At 61.9% G+C, this 13835-nt stretch carries 14 protein-coding genes and 1 tRNA gene; 10 read left to right on the top strand and 5 right to left on the bottom strand.

The window, feature by feature from the left end:
• Positions 1–58 precede the first annotated feature (58 nt).
• From AC2CGW_RS21400 to AC2CGW_RS21380, 5 genes are all read left to right on the top strand, one after another.
• The gene (locus AC2CGW_RS21400; RefSeq protein ID WP_484574559.1) at positions 59–811 is read left to right on the top strand and encodes a fimbrial biogenesis chaperone; all 753 of its coding nucleotides are present in this window, start codon (positions 59–61) and stop codon (positions 809–811) included.
• Entirely contained in the window at positions 808–3273 is a 2466-nt protein-coding gene (locus tag AC2CGW_RS21395; RefSeq protein ID WP_484574558.1) for a fimbria/pilus outer membrane usher protein, read from the top strand. The genes AC2CGW_RS21400 and AC2CGW_RS21395 overlap by 4 nt, the downstream gene beginning before the upstream one ends.
• A gap of 152 nt (positions 3274–3425) precedes the next feature.
• The gene (gene ahpC / locus AC2CGW_RS21390; RefSeq protein WP_004375926.1) at positions 3426–3989 is read left to right on the top strand and encodes an alkyl hydroperoxide reductase subunit C; all 564 of its coding nucleotides are present in this window, start codon (positions 3426–3428) and stop codon (positions 3987–3989) included.
• A 125-nt stretch (positions 3990–4114) separates the two neighbouring features.
• Positions 4115–5677, top strand: a complete 1563-nt coding sequence (ahpF, locus tag AC2CGW_RS21385) for an alkyl hydroperoxide reductase subunit F (protein WP_484574557.1) — start codon at positions 4115–4117, stop codon at positions 5675–5677.
• Positions 5678–5858: 181 nt separating this feature from the next.
• On the top strand, positions 5859–6050 hold the full coding sequence (locus AC2CGW_RS21380; protein ID WP_186669057.1) for a hypothetical protein: 192 nt from the start codon (positions 5859–5861) through the stop codon (positions 6048–6050).
• 1 nt (position 6051) lies between these two features.
• On the opposite strand, the gene AC2CGW_RS21375 is transcribed toward AC2CGW_RS21380, so the two are convergent.
• The 3 genes from AC2CGW_RS21375 to nhaR form a co-directional block, all read right to left on the bottom strand.
• The gene (locus AC2CGW_RS21375) at positions 6052–6699 is read right to left on the bottom strand and encodes a YceH family protein (RefSeq protein ID WP_288375188.1); all 648 of its coding nucleotides are present in this window, start codon (positions 6697–6699) and stop codon (positions 6052–6054) included.
• Positions 6700–6766: 67 nt separating this feature from the next.
• Positions 6767–7978, bottom strand: coding sequence for a serine/threonine transporter SstT (gene sstT / locus AC2CGW_RS21370; protein ID WP_186722226.1), 1212 nt, complete (start codon positions 7976–7978; stop codon positions 6767–6769).
• 133 nt (positions 7979–8111) lie between these two features.
• A complete protein-coding gene (nhaR, locus tag AC2CGW_RS21365; protein WP_186722224.1) occupies positions 8112–9005 on the bottom strand; it encodes a transcriptional activator NhaR in 894 nt (297 codons plus the stop codon).
• Between the two features lie 137 nt (positions 9006–9142).
• On the opposite strand from nhaR, the gene AC2CGW_RS21360 reads away from it, so the two are divergent.
• Positions 9143–9382 carry a hypothetical protein gene (locus AC2CGW_RS21360; protein WP_186669063.1) on the top strand — a complete coding sequence of 80 codons (240 nt, stop codon included), beginning with the start codon at positions 9143–9145 and terminating at the stop codon, positions 9380–9382.
• A 15-nt stretch (positions 9383–9397) separates the two neighbouring features.
• Positions 9398–10150 carry a TerC family protein gene (locus AC2CGW_RS21355; RefSeq protein WP_186669064.1) on the top strand — a complete coding sequence of 251 codons (753 nt, stop codon included), beginning with the start codon at positions 9398–9400 and terminating at the stop codon, positions 10148–10150.
• Positions 10151–10212: 62 nt separating this feature from the next.
• Here AC2CGW_RS21355 and AC2CGW_RS21350 read toward each other — a convergent pair whose 3' ends face one another.
• Positions 10213–10392, bottom strand: a complete 180-nt coding sequence (locus AC2CGW_RS21350; RefSeq protein WP_186669065.1) for a hypothetical protein — start codon at positions 10390–10392, stop codon at positions 10213–10215.
• Positions 10393–10551: 159 nt separating this feature from the next.
• Here AC2CGW_RS21350 and AC2CGW_RS21345 point away from each other — a divergent pair, with 159 nt between their 5' ends.
• On the top strand, positions 10552–11289 hold the full coding sequence (locus AC2CGW_RS21345; protein ID WP_484574556.1) for a peptidase C39 family protein: 738 nt from the start codon (positions 10552–10554) through the stop codon (positions 11287–11289).
• Between the two features lie 99 nt (positions 11290–11388).
• Here AC2CGW_RS21345 and AC2CGW_RS21340 read toward each other — a convergent pair whose 3' ends face one another.
• A complete protein-coding gene (locus AC2CGW_RS21340) occupies positions 11389–12672 on the bottom strand; it encodes an NAD(P)/FAD-dependent oxidoreductase (RefSeq protein WP_484574555.1) in 1284 nt (427 codons plus the stop codon).
• Positions 12673–12876: 204 nt separating this feature from the next.
• On the opposite strand from AC2CGW_RS21340, the gene AC2CGW_RS21335 reads away from it, so the two are divergent.
• Both AC2CGW_RS21335 and AC2CGW_RS21330 read left to right on the top strand, forming a co-directional pair.
• A tRNA-Val gene (locus tag AC2CGW_RS21335) sits at positions 12877–12953 on the top strand.
• Positions 12954–13106: 153 nt separating this feature from the next.
• Positions 13107–13676, top strand: coding sequence for an SPOR domain-containing protein (locus AC2CGW_RS21330; protein WP_186669068.1), 570 nt, complete (start codon positions 13107–13109; stop codon positions 13674–13676).
• The last annotated feature ends 159 nt before the right edge of the window (positions 13677–13835 follow it).

Below are 13835 nucleotides of genomic sequence, written 5' to 3'. Positions count from 1 at the left end.
GCCGTTATGAAAAGCCGCCCTGTACGGGGCGGTTCCTTTTCCTTTCGAGTAAATCGTCATGAAGCTTTCACTGAGCACCTTGGGGTGCGCAGCGCTGCTGGCTGCGTGTTTCGTGTGCGCGCCGGCAAGTGCCAGCGTGGTGATTGCCACCACGCGAGTTATCTATCCCGCCGAGAGTCCCGAAATCACTGTCAGGTTGAGCAACGAGGGGCGTCATCCGTCGTTGGTACAGGTCTGGGTCGACGAGGGAGGCCCAGAGGACCCAGAGGGCGAGCTGCAAGGGCCGTTCAGCCTGACACCACCACTGTTTCGACTCGATCCGGGCAAGCGTCAGAGCCTGAGGTTGTTCCACGACGGACGCCGCATGCCTGAGGATCGGGAGAGCCTCTACTGGTTGAATGTGCTGGACGTTCCCCCAAAGGGTGGTGGCGGTAACAGCCTGCAGATCTCCCTGCGCACCCGAATCAAACTGTTCTATCGGCCACAAGGGTTGGCAGGCAAGGCTGAACAAGCCCATGCACAGGTGACCTGGCGACTGGTCAAGGACGCGCAAGGCTGGGCTTTGCAGGCTGACAATCCTACCCAGTACCACGTCAACCTGGCCGTGCTCGAAGTTGCCCGCCCGGACTCGACCTTGGCGGCGGAGGTTGGGCACATTCCACCTCGTGACAGCGCGCGTTTCGCTTTGCAAGCGGCACCATCGGGGTTGGGGCCGGTTTCCGAAGTGCGCTATCAATATCTGGACGACTATGGCGCCTTGCAGAAGGCCACTTCCGTCGTGCAACCCTTCAATGGTCCGTTAGTCCCATGATCGCTGTTCGATGGTGGTGGGTTGCATTGGGGATGGCCGGTGCACACGCAGAACTCGTCAGTGCCGTGGAGTTCGACCCAGGGTTGCTGCGTCAAGGAAGCACGGTCGATCTGGGGCGTTATCAAGTCATCGACGCTGTCCCTGAAGGCAACTATACCCTGGACGTCGTTCTCAACCAGCAATGGGTAGGACGCCGTGCGGTTTCCTTGCGCACCTTTGGCACGTCCGGCCAGGCTGTACCCTGTTACGACTCGTCGTTACTCGAAGGGTTGGGGTTGAACATGGAGGGGCTGGCGAAGGACGTGCGTGAGCGACTGGCCGAGCCCGGCAGTTGCCTGAGCTTGGCGCAGTTGCAGATGACTGCCAGCGAAAACCTGGATTTCGGCGCTTTGCAACTGCACCTGGAGATTGCCCAGTCTGCCTTGCGTCGCCAGCCTCAGGATCACTTGCCGCCGCAAACCTGGGATTCGGGTGTCACCGCGGGTTTTGTCGATTACCGACTGAATGCCTATGAATACCAAGACCTCCGGCGAGGCGGCCAGCGTCGGCAAGGGTTTCTGGGCGTGCGCGCCGGTTTGAACACCGGGCAATGGTATTGGCGCCACGAAGGCAGCGCGCAGATAAGTGATGAGCGGGCGGTTCGCTATCAGGCCGGCGCGACGTCGGTGCGGCGGGACCTGCCTTCATGGGCGGCCCAGCTTACCCTGGGTGATGGGCATGCAACTGGCGATGTCTTCGACAGCAGCGCTTTTCGCGGGGTACAGCTGTCCACCGATGAGCGCATGTTGCCCAGGTCCCAGCGCGGTTTCGCACCGGTGGTCAGAGGTGTCGCCAACAGCACTGCGTTGTTGAGCATTCGCCAGCGAGGGGCGCTGCTGCATGAGTCGACGGTGCCGCCGGGGCCGTTCGAGATCGACGACCTGTATGCCAGCGGGCTCAATGACGATCTGGAGGTCACCCTGGAGGAGGCCGACGGCAGCGTACGTCGCTTTACCTTGCCCTATCAAGCCGCACCACTGGCCTTACGAGAAGGGGCGAGTCGCTTTGACCTCAGTGCAGGGGTGTGGCGCGACGACCTTGGTCGTCCTGGCCCAGGCCATGTGCAAGGCAGCTGGCAACAAGGGTTGGACAACACCTTCAGCGTGCATGGAGGCGCCTGGCTGGCAGAGGACTATCTGGCCAGCGCCATGGGTGGCGCGATCAACAGCCGCTTCGGCGCCTTTGGAGTGACCGGATATCATGCCCAGGCATCGCTTGGCCAGGGCCGCTCCGCGCAGGGGCAGGCGCAGGCGCTGCGCTTCAGTTGGCGCCAGCGGGTGGAAACGACGGGCACCGACCTGAGTGCCAGCCTTACCCATCGTAACGACGCTGACTACTACAGCTTTGACGAGTTCGCCCGCATCAGTCAGCAAACTCAGCGCATCAATCCGCGTTCGCCTCAGCGCTGGCGGGCGGCGATGGCACTTCAGCAGCGGCTGCCCGGGACCGGTCGTCTTAGCCTTAGGGCCAGCGCTGGCGAGCAGTGGGGATCTGCGGTGGGCAACCGTGAGTACAACGTGGGGTACTACAACAATCTGCGCTCGCTTTCCTACGGCGTAACACTTGGGCGCGAGTATCGTGGCAACGGACAGGCAGTGAGCACTTTGACACTGACGGCCAGTCTGCCGTTGGGGGTACAGCGTCGCGGTTCGCTGAGCACCAGCATGAACCGCGACTCCGAAGGCAGGGCAACGACGAATGTGCGCTGGAGCGCAACGGCCGGCGAGGATGGGCAGTGGGGTTATGGCCTGTCCAGTGTGTACCAGGAGGGAGTGCAAGGTGGCGCAGGGTTTGACGCGAACCTGGTGCATCGCAGCTCGAGTGGGGAGCTGAGCGGGGCTGTGGCCCAACGCCAGGAGTCCCGTCAGTTTGCAATCGGCGCGCGCGGCTCGGTGGTCGGTCATCCGGGAGGCGTGCTGTTGGCGCAACCGTTGGGCGAGAGTTTCGCCATCGTTCATGCCCCCTTCGCCGAAGCGGCGCGTATTCAGCAGCACCCGAGTGTACGGTTGAATGCCCAGGGCTTTGCGGTCGTCCCCTCGTTGAGCCCCTACAGCGTGAATACCGTCGACATCGACCCCAAGGGCATGTCGCAGGATGTGGAGCTGCAGATCAGCGGTCAGTCGGTGGTGCCCCGGGCCGGTGCAGCGACGCTGTTGCACTATCCGACGCGCAGCGGAAAGCTGCTGTTAATCGAGGCTCGAGACGGTCAAGGGCAGACGCTGCCCTTCGGTGCCCAGATATTCGATGTTCAGGGAGAGGAAGTGGGCATGGTCGGGCAGGGCAGCCGCCTGCATCTTCGCTCAGCCGCTGGCCAGGGGCGGGTGAAGGTCTCCTGGGGCACGCGTGCCGATACATCGTGCTGGCTGGATTATGCAGATGGAGCCGCGTCAGCCTGTGTCGCCTCGCAGGACGAAGAAGCATAGGAATGAAAAAATCTATCGGCTGCGCAGCTTATAGCCAAAACCAATCACCAACATGAGGTTTACCAATGAGCCATTGTCGAGGTCATTGGATAGGATTACTCCATCGAAAGTTACCCACCCCAAGTTAACTAACCCTCGAAGGAGCGTTTCTGATGCCAATCATCAACAGCCAGGTCAAACCGTTCAACGCCACTGCCTACCACAAAGGCGAGTTCGTTCAGGTAAGCGAAGCCGACCTGAAAGGCAAATGGTCCGTCGTGTTCTTCTACCCGGCCGACTTCACTTTCGTCTGCCCGACCGAACTGGGTGACCTCGCTGACAACTACGCCGAGTTCCAGAAGCTGGGCGTCGAAATCTACGGCGTGTCCACCGACACCCACTTCACCCACAAAGCCTGGCACGACACTTCGGACACCATCGGCAAGATCCAATACCCGCTGATCGGTGACCCGACCCACGTCATCTCGCGCAACTTCGACGTGCTGATCGAGGAAGCCGGTCTGGCTGATCGCGGCACCTTCGTGATCAACCCGGAAGGTCAGATCAAGATCGTCGAACTGAACGACGGTGGTGTAGGCCGCGATGCCGCCGAGCTGCTGCGCAAGGTCAAGGCTGCCCAGTACGTTGCCGCTCACCCAGGCGAAGTTTGCCCGGCCAAGTGGAAAGAAGGCGAGGCCACTCTGGCGCCATCGCTGGACCTGGTCGGCAAGATCTAAGGTCATGCATCAATCGCGGGCGGTGAGCAGCCGCCAAAGCTGAAGTACTCACTGCCCCGTCAAACGCCCGGGCGACCTCGCCTGGGCGTTTTTGTATCCGAGTTTTAAAAAAGGAATCGCCCCGTATGTTGGACGCCACGCTTAAATCGCAACTGAAAACCTACCTGGAGCGGGTCACCCAGCCGATCGAGATCGTTGCTTCTCTCGACGACGGCGCGAAGTCCCGTGAAATGCACGACCTGCTGGTTGAAATCGCCGGCCTGTCGAGCCTCATTACCCTGCGCGAGGACGGCAGCGATGCCCGTCGCCCCTCGTTCTCGCTCAACCGTCCTGGGGGCGATATCAGCCTGCGTTTCGCCGGCATCCCCATGGGCCATGAATTTACCTCCCTGGTACTGGCGTTGCTGCAGGTCGGTGGCCACCCCTCCAAGGCCAGCGCCGAAGTGATCGAGCAGATCCAGGCCCTGGAAGGCGAGTTCAGCTTCGAGACTTACTTCTCGCTGTCTTGCCAGAACTGTCCCGACGTGGTCCAGGCCCTGAACCTGATGGCGGTGCTCAACCCCAATATTCGTCACGTCGCCATCGATGGTGCGCTGTTCCAGGATGAAGTCGAATCGCGCAAGATCATGGCGGTACCGAGCATCTACCTGAACGGTGAAGTGTTCGGCCAGGGCCGCATGGGCCTGGAGGAGATTCTCGGCAAGATCGACACCAGTGCCGGCAGCCGCCAGGCGGAAAAGATCAATGCCAAGGACGCTTTCGACGTGCTGGTGGTCGGCGGTGGTCCTGCTGGCGCTGCGGCGGCCATCTACGCTGCGCGCAAAGGCATTCGTACCGGTGTTGCCGCTGAGCGTTTTGGCGGCCAGGTGCTTGATACCCTGGCGATCGAGAACTTCATCTCCGTGCAGGAGACCGAAGGGCCGAAGCTGGCCAGTGCGCTTGAAGAGCACGTCAAGCAGTACGACGTCGACATCATGAATCTGCAGCGCGGTGAAGCGTTGATCCCGGCCACCGAGAGCGGCTTGCATGAAGTACGCCTGGCCAGCGGTGCCTCGCTCAAGGCCAAGACCGTGATCCTCGCCACCGGTGCCCGCTGGCGCGAGATGAATGTCCCCGGTGAGCAGGAATACCGCGCCCGTGGTGTGGCCTACTGCCCGCACTGTGATGGCCCACTGTTCAAGGGCAAGCGCGTGGCGGTGATCGGTGGTGGCAACTCTGGCGTGGAAGCGGCCATCGACCTGGCCGGTATCGTCGCTCAGGTGACGCTGATCGAGTTCGACAGCCAGTTGCGTGCCGATGCGGTGCTGCAGCGCAAGCTGCACAGCCTGCCGAACGTCAAGGTGATCACCAGCGCCCTGACCAAGGAAGTGCTGGGTAATGGCGAGAAGGTTACCGGTCTGCGCTACGAGGACCGGACCAGCAACGAGATCCATGAGCTGGCGCTCGAAGGTATCTTCGTGCAGATCGGCCTGCTGCCGAACACTGATTGGCTCAAGGGCACGGTCGAGCTGTCGCCGCGTGGCGAGATCATCGTCGACGCCAAGGGCCAGACCAGCATCCCTGGTGTGTTCGCGGCCGGTGACGTGACCACGGTGCCATACAAGCAGATCGTCATCGCCGTGGGCGAGGGCGCCAAAGCTTCGCTGGCGGCCTTTGATCACCTGATCCGGACTTCGGCGCCGGCGTAAGTCAGCGCGGGCCTCATCGCGGGACAAGTCGGGGCGCCGAACCGCCGCTCCCACCGGTGTAGCGCACAGCTCTTGAAGCTGTTACCGGAGGGAGCGGGCTTGTCCCGCGATGAGGCCCGCAGAAACAAAGCATTCTCTGAGGGTGTCTATGCTTGAAGAAGACGCTCTCAGGAATCGCGCCATGACCCCGATCAGTCGAGAACCCTGGTGGTTGGTGCCACCCAAGCCTGGCCAACAGGAGCAGGATCTGCACTGGGGCTACCTGGAAATCTACCCCGACGGTCGTACCGTGTTCGTCGACCAGCGCCCCAGCGACCAGGAACTGGCCGAGCGCAAGAGCTGCCGTAACTTCCCCGAGCCCGACCAGACCTGACTCAGCCCTCGAGCTGAGCCAGCCGCGCCTCCAGTGCCGAGATCCGCGCTTCCAGCGCTTCGATTCGATCCTCCGAAACGCTGCCTGCACCACTGCGTGGCCCGCTGTCCTGCTGACGCGCGGCAAGAATCGCTTCGATCTCGGCCGGATCGCCCAAGGCATGGGTGTAGCGGTCCTCGCGCTGGCCTGCCTGACGCGGTAGATGCAAGGCCAGCCCGCGCGAAACCAGGCGCTCCAGCTGATGCTGGACCTGATCGACGTCTTCGAATTCGTGCAGACGGTTGCTGCGTGTCAGCAGTTCGTTGAGGGTCTGCGGGCCCCGCAGGAACATCAGCCCCATCAGTACCAACTGCGCCGGTACCAGTTCCAGCGCCTTGTCTACCCGATGTTCCCAGCGGTCGGCGCGGCTACCCATCTGCAGGCGGGCCATGTCCTGGCCTTCGAGTGCACGCAGGGCCTGGCCGACCTGACCGGGGGAGAGGTTCATCACCGGCTCCCGGCTGGTCTTCTGGTTGCAGGCCAGGACCAGCGCATTGAGTGTCAGTGGGTAGCTTTCCGGGCTGGTGGCCTGCTTTTCGATCAGCGCGCCGAGGATACGGACCTCGATACTGTTGAGGCGGCCTTCGCCTGCGGTTTCGTGTTCTGACATGGCCCTGTCTCGTTACTAGGAAAAGGCCATTAGCCTAGGCCTTGCGTCTGGCTTAAGCAATTGCGGCTCAGGCAGTACGCCGCTCCATGGCCTCGCACGCAGCCGCAGTGAACAGTACGTCGGTCGATGAATTGAGCGCGGTTTCCGCCGAGTCCTGCAACACACCGATGATGAAACCGACGGCAACCACCTGCATGGCAATCTCGCTGGGAATGCCGAACAGGCTGCAAGCCAGAGGAATCAACAGTAGCGACCCGCCGGCCACGCCCGAGGCGCCGCAGGCACAGACCGCAGCCACCACGCTGAGCAGCACCGCGGTCGGCAGATCGATGGCGATCCCCAGGGTATGCACCGCCGCCAGGGTCAGCACGGTGATGGTGATCGCGGCCCCGGCCATGTTGATGGTCGCACCCAGCGGGATCGACACTGAGTAGGTGTCTTCATGCAGGCCCAGGCGCTCCGACAACGCCAGGTTTACCGGAATGTTCGCTGCCGAGCTGCGGGTGAAGAACGCGGTGATACCGCTTTCACGCAGGCACAGGAGGGTCAGGGGGTAAGGGTTGCGGCGAATCTTCCAGAACACGATCAACGGGTTCATCACCAATGCTACGAACAGCATGCAACCGATCAGCACCCCCAGCAGATGCAGGTAGCCGAGCAGGGCATCCAGGCCCGCCTCGGCCAGGGTCGAGCTGACCAGGCCGAAGATCCCCAGTGGAGCGAAGCGAATCACCACGCGAACCAGCTGCGTGATGCCTTTGGACAGGTCGTCGATCACTCCGCGGGTTGCCTTGCCGGCCTTGCGCAGCACTATGCCCAGGCCGATGGCCCAGGTCAGGATGCCGATGAAGTTGGCATTGACCAGGGCACTCACTGGATTGTCCACCGCGCTCAGGAGCAGGCCCTGCAGCACTTCGGTGATGCCGCCGGGGGCGCTCAGCGTTGCTTCGTGTGGGTTCAGTATCAGAGTCGAAGGGAAGGCCATGCTCGCTACCACGGCGACCACGGCGGCACCGAAAGTGCTCAGCAGGTAGAGCCAGAGGATAGGGCGGATATGGATCTGCTGACCTTGTTGATGGTTGGCGATGGAGGCAATCACCAACACGAACACCAGGATCGGTGCCACGGCCTTGAGGGCCGAGACGAACACCTTGCCGAGGAATGCAAGATCCAGGGCCAGGCTCGGGGCGACCAGCGCCAGGGCGATACCGGCAGCCAGGCCAATGATGATCTGGGTCACCAGGCTGGTGCGGCTGAGAAGGCGAAAAACAGGGGTCATGTGCAGCGGGGTCTCGGGTTTGAACGAACCGCGGACTGTAGCACAGGAGCTGTAATACATGGCTGACGGTATTGTTTCCCGCATTTACGCTAGGGATGGCAGTGCTATTGGCCCGATAAGGGCCAGTATGGACTCACCAGTTGAACAGCTCCCTGCGCGCGCCTTCGGTAATCGCCACGATCCCCGGATGCTTCACCTTGCGCTCCACAGAAATCGCATAGAACGACTCATGCACCGCCTCGGTCTGTCCGATCAGTTCCACGCCGTACTGCCGACACACCTCATCGGCGATCACGCTGGGCGCCACGAAGATGCCGCTGCCCGATTGTCCGAATGCCTGCATCAAGGCGCTGTCGTCGAATTCACCGACGATGCGCGGTTGCACCTGCTGCTCGGCCAGCCAGCGCAACAGGCGGCTGCGCACTACCGTTTCCTGTCCGGGGATCAGTAGCGGTGCGTCGTCGAGGCAGCCGGGGAAGGGCTGCTTCAGCCGAGTGGCAAGGGCTGCGGTGGCGAAAAAGCTCAGGCCGCACTCACCCAGTTTCTGGCTGTACCCCTTGATGTCCAGATGGCTGGGCATGGGGCTGTCGGAGATCACCAGGTCAAGGCGCTGGATCGCCAGGTCCGCGAGCAGGCGCTCCAGCTTGTCTTCACGGCAGTTGATGCGCAGTACTTCGTCAAGCTCCATGGTCGGTGCCAGCAAACGATAGACGATGGACTTGGGCACCACGTCCGCGACCCCTACGCGGAACAGGATCTGTTCCTGGGGGCCGGCGCGCAACAGGGTCTCGAGTTCGCTGCCAATCTGGAACATCTGCTCGGCATAGGCGAGGGTCTGGCGGCCGGTTTCGGTCAGTTCCAGTTGTCGACCGACGCGTTGGAACAGCTCCAGGTTGTAGGTCTGTTCCAGCAGGCTGATCTGCCCGCTGATGGTCTGCGGCGTAAGGTTCAATTGCTCGCTGGCGCGGGTGATGCTGCCAGTGCGGGCCACTACCCAGAAATAGTGAAGCTGACGGTAGTTGAGCATGGAGGTACGACTCGATTCGTAAAAACCGAAGTATAACCGCTGAAAATACGAATTTTCCTGAACTATCGGCCTCTCTAGAATTCGACTCCATCAGGCGCGCTGCGTGCGCCAGCCGAACATCGATAAGCGAGGACCTTATGCTACAACTGAAATCCATCGGCACTCCGTTGGTACTGGTGCTGGCGCTCTTGGCCACGGCGGGTTGCGACCAGGCCGAGAAGTCGGCCCAGCAGGTGCTGAACCAGGCCGCCGAGTCGGCCAAGCAGGCGATCGACAAGACCAACGAAGCCGCCCAGCAAGCCTTGAACGAAACCCTCGGTGGCAGCGAGCCAAAAACCGAGAGCAAGCAAGACAAGAACGACACCCAGGACATCTGAGCGAAGGAACACTAAATGGAATACTTGCTGGAACTTGCTGCGAGCCCCACCGCCTGGGTCGCCCTGGCCACACTGGTGGCAATGGAAATCGTGTTGGGTATCGACAACCTGATCTTCATCTCGATTCTCACCAACAAGCTGCCTGAGGCCTACCGCTCCAAGGCTCGACGGATCGGTATCAGCATGGCGTTGATCATGCGCCTGGCACTGCTCTCGACGGTGGCCTGGATCGTCCAGTTGACGGAGCCGGTGATCGAGGTATTCGGCCACGCCTTCTCCTGGAAGGACATGATCCTGATCGCCGGTGGCCTGTTCCTGCTGTGGAAGGCAACCAAGGAGATTCACGAAAGCGTCGATCCGCATGGTGCGAAGGAAGAATCCAAGGCCGGCACCACCGTGACCCTCGGCTTTGCTGCGGCGATCGGTCAGATCCTGCTGCTCGACATCGTCTTCTCGGTGGACAGCATCATCACCGCCGTGGGCATGACCGAGCACTTGCCGATCATGATCATCGCCGTGATCAGTGCAGTGATCGTGATGTTGGTGGCCGCCGACCCGCTGGCCAAGTTCATCAACGACAACCCTACCGTGGTGATGCTGGCGCTGGGCTTCCTGATCATGATCGGCATGACGCTGATCGCCGAAGGTTTCGGCGCCCATGTACCGAAAGGCTACGTGTACGCAGCGATGGCCTTCTCCACGGTGATCGAGATCCTCAACATCATGGTTCGCCGGGCACGCCTGAAGCGCGAGGCGGCTGAAGGCTGACACCGGGCTGACGCAAAAGAGAAGGGGCTGCCAGGCAGCCCCTTGTTCTTTTGCGGATCAGGTCAATGTGCCCCGGCGTGCCGGCGGGTGCGATGCAGCGGCTGAGGCTTGGGCGCGGTGGCGGCTTGGGTGTGATGCGGTCGGGCATGGCGTCGCGCGATGCGCAGTACCCCCCAGAGCATGGCGGCGGCGACGCTCAACCACATCGCGACCAGCATGAAGATTGCCATTGTCAGGCTCATGTGCGTGCCTCCTTCTCTCGGGACAACTGTGGGCTGTTCCCTCCAGACACTTTCTTAGTCTAGCCGCACGCGTGTGACGTTCCATTGACCGAAGGTCTATTGCTTGGGCCATTTCGTTCCAAGCCCGAAGCGGGCTATACCTGGGCCGCGCAGGCGCCTATGATCGGAGCCCAGTGCCGGGCGCTGTCTGCCGGGCGTCGAAACAAGCGAGTGTCCATGTCGCAGCATTTCTTCACCTCCCTGAGCCCGCGCCGCCTGCTGGCGGCCTGCCTGGTGGTCGCCAGCCTTGCCGGTTGCGCCGGTTCTCCACCGGCGGCGCTCGACAAACTGCCGCAGCGGGTCGAGATCAGCAGCGTGCCGTTCTATCGCGGTAATGCCAATCTGAGTGGTTCGATGGCTCTGGCGGCCGTGCTTTCGCAGCAGGGCGCGCCGATCACGCCTGGCCTGCTGGACAAATCGCTGAATCTGCCGCAGGGCGCGGCGTCGCTGGAAACCGGCATTCCCCGGGTGGCCCGCGAGTACGGCATGGTGGTCTATCCGCTGGACAAGCGCCTGGATGCCTTGCTCACCCAAGTGGCGGCCGGTCATCCGGTGTTGTTGCGCTATCACGATGGTTCGGCGCTGTGGGGCGAGCCACGCTATGCGGTGCTGATCGGCTACGACCGTTACAAGCAGCGTGTATTGCTGCGTTCAGGGATGGCGCGGCGGCATCTGCTGGATTTCGATACCTTCGAGAGCGCCTGGGCCAAGGAGGGGAGTTGGGCGGTGCTGGTGCAACCGCCCCAGCGCCTGCCGGCCCAGGTCGACCGCCAGCGCTGGCTGAAGGCTGCCGACGAGCTGGCGCGCGATGGCCAGGAGGTTGCCGCGAAGCAGGCGCTGCGTAGCCTCGGGCAGTAGCTGCGGCGGTACTGATTACATTTCGCGGGTAAACCCGCTCCCACAGATGCACGCTTGTGGAAGCGGGCGTGCCCGCGAAATGAGCAATCCGGTGCTACATCAGAACCCCAGGCGATCCCGCAGGCTGTAGTACCACGCACCAATGGCGCTGAACGGCACACGCAGCAACTGACCACCCGGGAACGGATAGTGCGGCAGGCCGGCGAAGGCGTCGAAACGCTCGGCCTGGCCACGCAGTGCTTCGGCCAGAACCTTGCCCGCCAGGTGGGTGTATGTCACGCCATGACCCGAGCAACCCTGGGAGTAGTAGATGTTGTCGCCGATACGACCGACCTGCGGCAGACGCGACAGGGTCAGCAGGAAGTTGCCGGTCCAGGCGTAGTCGATCTTCACGTCCTTGAGCTGTGGGAAGGCCTTGAGCATCTTCGGACGAATGATCGCCTCGATGTTCGCCGGGTCACGTGCGCCGTAGACCACGCCGCCGCCGAAGATCAGGCGCTTGTCGCTGGTCAGGCGGTAGTAGTCGAGCAGGTAGTTGCAGTCCTCGACGCAGTAGTCCTGCGGCAGCAGGGTGCGGGCCAGTTCCTCGCCCAGTGGCTCGGTGGTGATCACCTGGGTGCCGCAAGGCATGGACTTGGCGGCCAGTTCCGGCACCAGGTTGCCCAGGTAGGCGTTGCCCGCGACGATGATGAACTTGGCGCGCACTTTGCCCTGTGGGGTATGCACCACAGGGTTGGCGCCACGCTCGATGCGCACGGCAGGGGTCTGCTCATAGATGACGCCGCCCAGCGACTCGACCGCAGCGGCCTCGCCCAGGGCAAGGTTCAGCGGGTGGATGTGGCCGCCGCTCATGTCGAGCATGCCGCCGATATAGTTGTCGCAGGCGACCACTTCACGGATGCGCTTCTGGTCCATGAGTTCCAGCTGGGTGTGGCCGAAGCGCTCCCACAGGCGCTTCTGCGACTCCAGGTGGCTCATCTGCTTGCTGGTCAGGGCCGCGAATACGCCGCCGTCCTTCAGGTCGCACTGGATGTTGTACTTGGCCACGCGCTCACGGATGATACGGCCGCCTTCGAAAGCCATCTCGCCCAGCAATTGTGCCTGCTTGGGGCCGACGGTGCGTTCGATGACGTCAATGTCGCGGCTGTAGCTGTTGACGATCTGCCCACCATTGCGGCCCGATGCGCCGAAGCCGACCTTGGCGGCTTCGACGACGGTCACCTTGAAGCCGTTCTCCAGCAGGAACAGTGCGCTGGAAAGGCCGGTGTAGCCGGCACCGATGATGCATACATCGGTCTCCACCTCACCCTGCAGCGCCGGACGTGGCGGCACCGGGTTGGCCGAGGCGGCGTAGTAGGACTGGGGGTAGGGGGTGTTAGCCATGCTCGGAAAACCTCGTGTTTTATATTTTTAACGAATGTACCGATGCTATCAATAATAATAAACACCCGCTAGTCGTATGGTGAAAATCCTTTACAGGGGTGTTGTCTGCTAGTCATGGGCGCAAATATTTTTAGAATCAGTAGGTTAGCTCGAAAAAAACTGTTGACAGGGATTTTCTAGCGCGTAGAATGCGCCCTCATCGACAGGCACATAGCTCAGTTGGTTAGAGCACCACCTTGACATGGTGGGGGTCGTTGGTTCGAGTCCAATTGTGCCTACCAAATCGACAAAAAGGGCGATCCGAAAGGATCGCCCTTTTTGCATTCGCCTCAGGAAACACCGGCCTGGGCGTGACACGCCCTGCGACAGCCTGGCCGTCGGCGCTCCCGACCCGCCATGCTAGAATCCGGCCCTTCGAATCGGGAGATGAACGCGTGCGCAAACTGGCGGTGGTAATGGCGGTGCTGGCCCTGGCGGGCTGTGAAAACGAGGTCGAGGGTGTGCACAAGCAGGTGGCCGAACACCTGCACAACCCCAAGACGGCCAAGTTCGCCAACGTGCGGATCGACACCCAGGGCTCCATCTGCGGCCAGGTCCGCGGCAAGGACGACGCCGGCCAGTTCGAAGCCTATCGCAGCTATGTGGCAATCAAGCACGATGGCCAATACGAAATCCTGGTCGACGACAGCGGCAACAACCTGCGCATCCGTGAGATCTGTGGCGGTGCTGAGTTGCAGCGTCGTGCCGATGCCCTGGCTGGCGAGCCGGCCCCGGAAGGCTGGGATGTCGAGGTGGTGCAGGGGCCCAATATGGGCGCACTCACCGACATGACCGCTCGCCTGATCGAGAAGGGCATTCCCTCCTGGGTCGAATACCGCGACGGCAAACCTGTGGTGCTGATGGGGCCGTTCCCTACAAAGGGCGAAGCGGATGCACGCAAGGCTGATGTCATGGCGCGCCTGGGTACCGACTCGATCGTCATCCAGCATGGCGCCAAGCGCTGACGGCTTCTCCCTCATGTAAAGGTTGCAGGCATTGTGGTGTGCATGCCTGTGATGACAAGGATCTGGCGCTGAACATTCATTGGCGCCAGGGCTTTGAACTCGAACGGTATTTTTCCGACTATGCTTCAGGTGACGGTGTATTTGCCGATGCGCCTGCCA

It is taken from the genome of Pseudomonas sp. SYWMCR5, from assembly GCF_057197165.1.
Note: the sequence above shows the minus strand (reverse complement) of the source record. Positions and strands in the feature narration are given on the sequence as shown.

Bases quoted from the DNA above. Each gene is read 5' to 3' on its own strand.
- AC2CGW_RS21400 (WP_484574559.1), top strand. From the start codon at position 59: ATGAAGCTTTCACTGAGCACCTTGGGGTGCGCAGCGCTGCTGGCTGCG.
- AC2CGW_RS21395 (WP_484574558.1), top strand. From the start codon at position 808: ATGATCGCTGTTCGATGGTGGTGGGTTGCATTGGGGATGGCCGGTGCA.
- ahpC (WP_004375926.1), top strand. From the start codon at position 3,426: ATGCCAATCATCAACAGCCAGGTCAAACCGTTCAACGCCACTGCCTAC.
- ahpF (WP_484574557.1), top strand. From the start codon at position 4,115: ATGTTGGACGCCACGCTTAAATCGCAACTGAAAACCTACCTGGAGCGG.
- AC2CGW_RS21380 (WP_186669057.1), top strand. From the start codon at position 5,859: ATGACCCCGATCAGTCGAGAACCCTGGTGGTTGGTGCCACCCAAGCCT.
- AC2CGW_RS21375 (WP_288375188.1), bottom strand. From the start codon at position 6,699: ATGTCAGAACACGAAACCGCAGGCGAAGGCCGCCTCAACAGTATCGAG.
- sstT (WP_186722226.1), bottom strand. From the start codon at position 7,978: ATGACCCCTGTTTTTCGCCTTCTCAGCCGCACCAGCCTGGTGACCCAG.
- nhaR (WP_186722224.1), bottom strand. From the start codon at position 9,005: ATGCTCAACTACCGTCAGCTTCACTATTTCTGGGTAGTGGCCCGCACT.
- AC2CGW_RS21360 (WP_186669063.1), top strand. From the start codon at position 9,143: ATGCTACAACTGAAATCCATCGGCACTCCGTTGGTACTGGTGCTGGCG.
- AC2CGW_RS21355 (WP_186669064.1), top strand. From the start codon at position 9,398: ATGGAATACTTGCTGGAACTTGCTGCGAGCCCCACCGCCTGGGTCGCC.
- AC2CGW_RS21350 (WP_186669065.1), bottom strand. From the start codon at position 10,392: ATGAGCCTGACAATGGCAATCTTCATGCTGGTCGCGATGTGGTTGAGC.
- AC2CGW_RS21345 (WP_484574556.1), top strand. From the start codon at position 10,552: ATGATCGGAGCCCAGTGCCGGGCGCTGTCTGCCGGGCGTCGAAACAAG.
- AC2CGW_RS21340 (WP_484574555.1), bottom strand. From the start codon at position 12,672: ATGGCTAACACCCCCTACCCCCAGTCCTACTACGCCGCCTCGGCCAAC.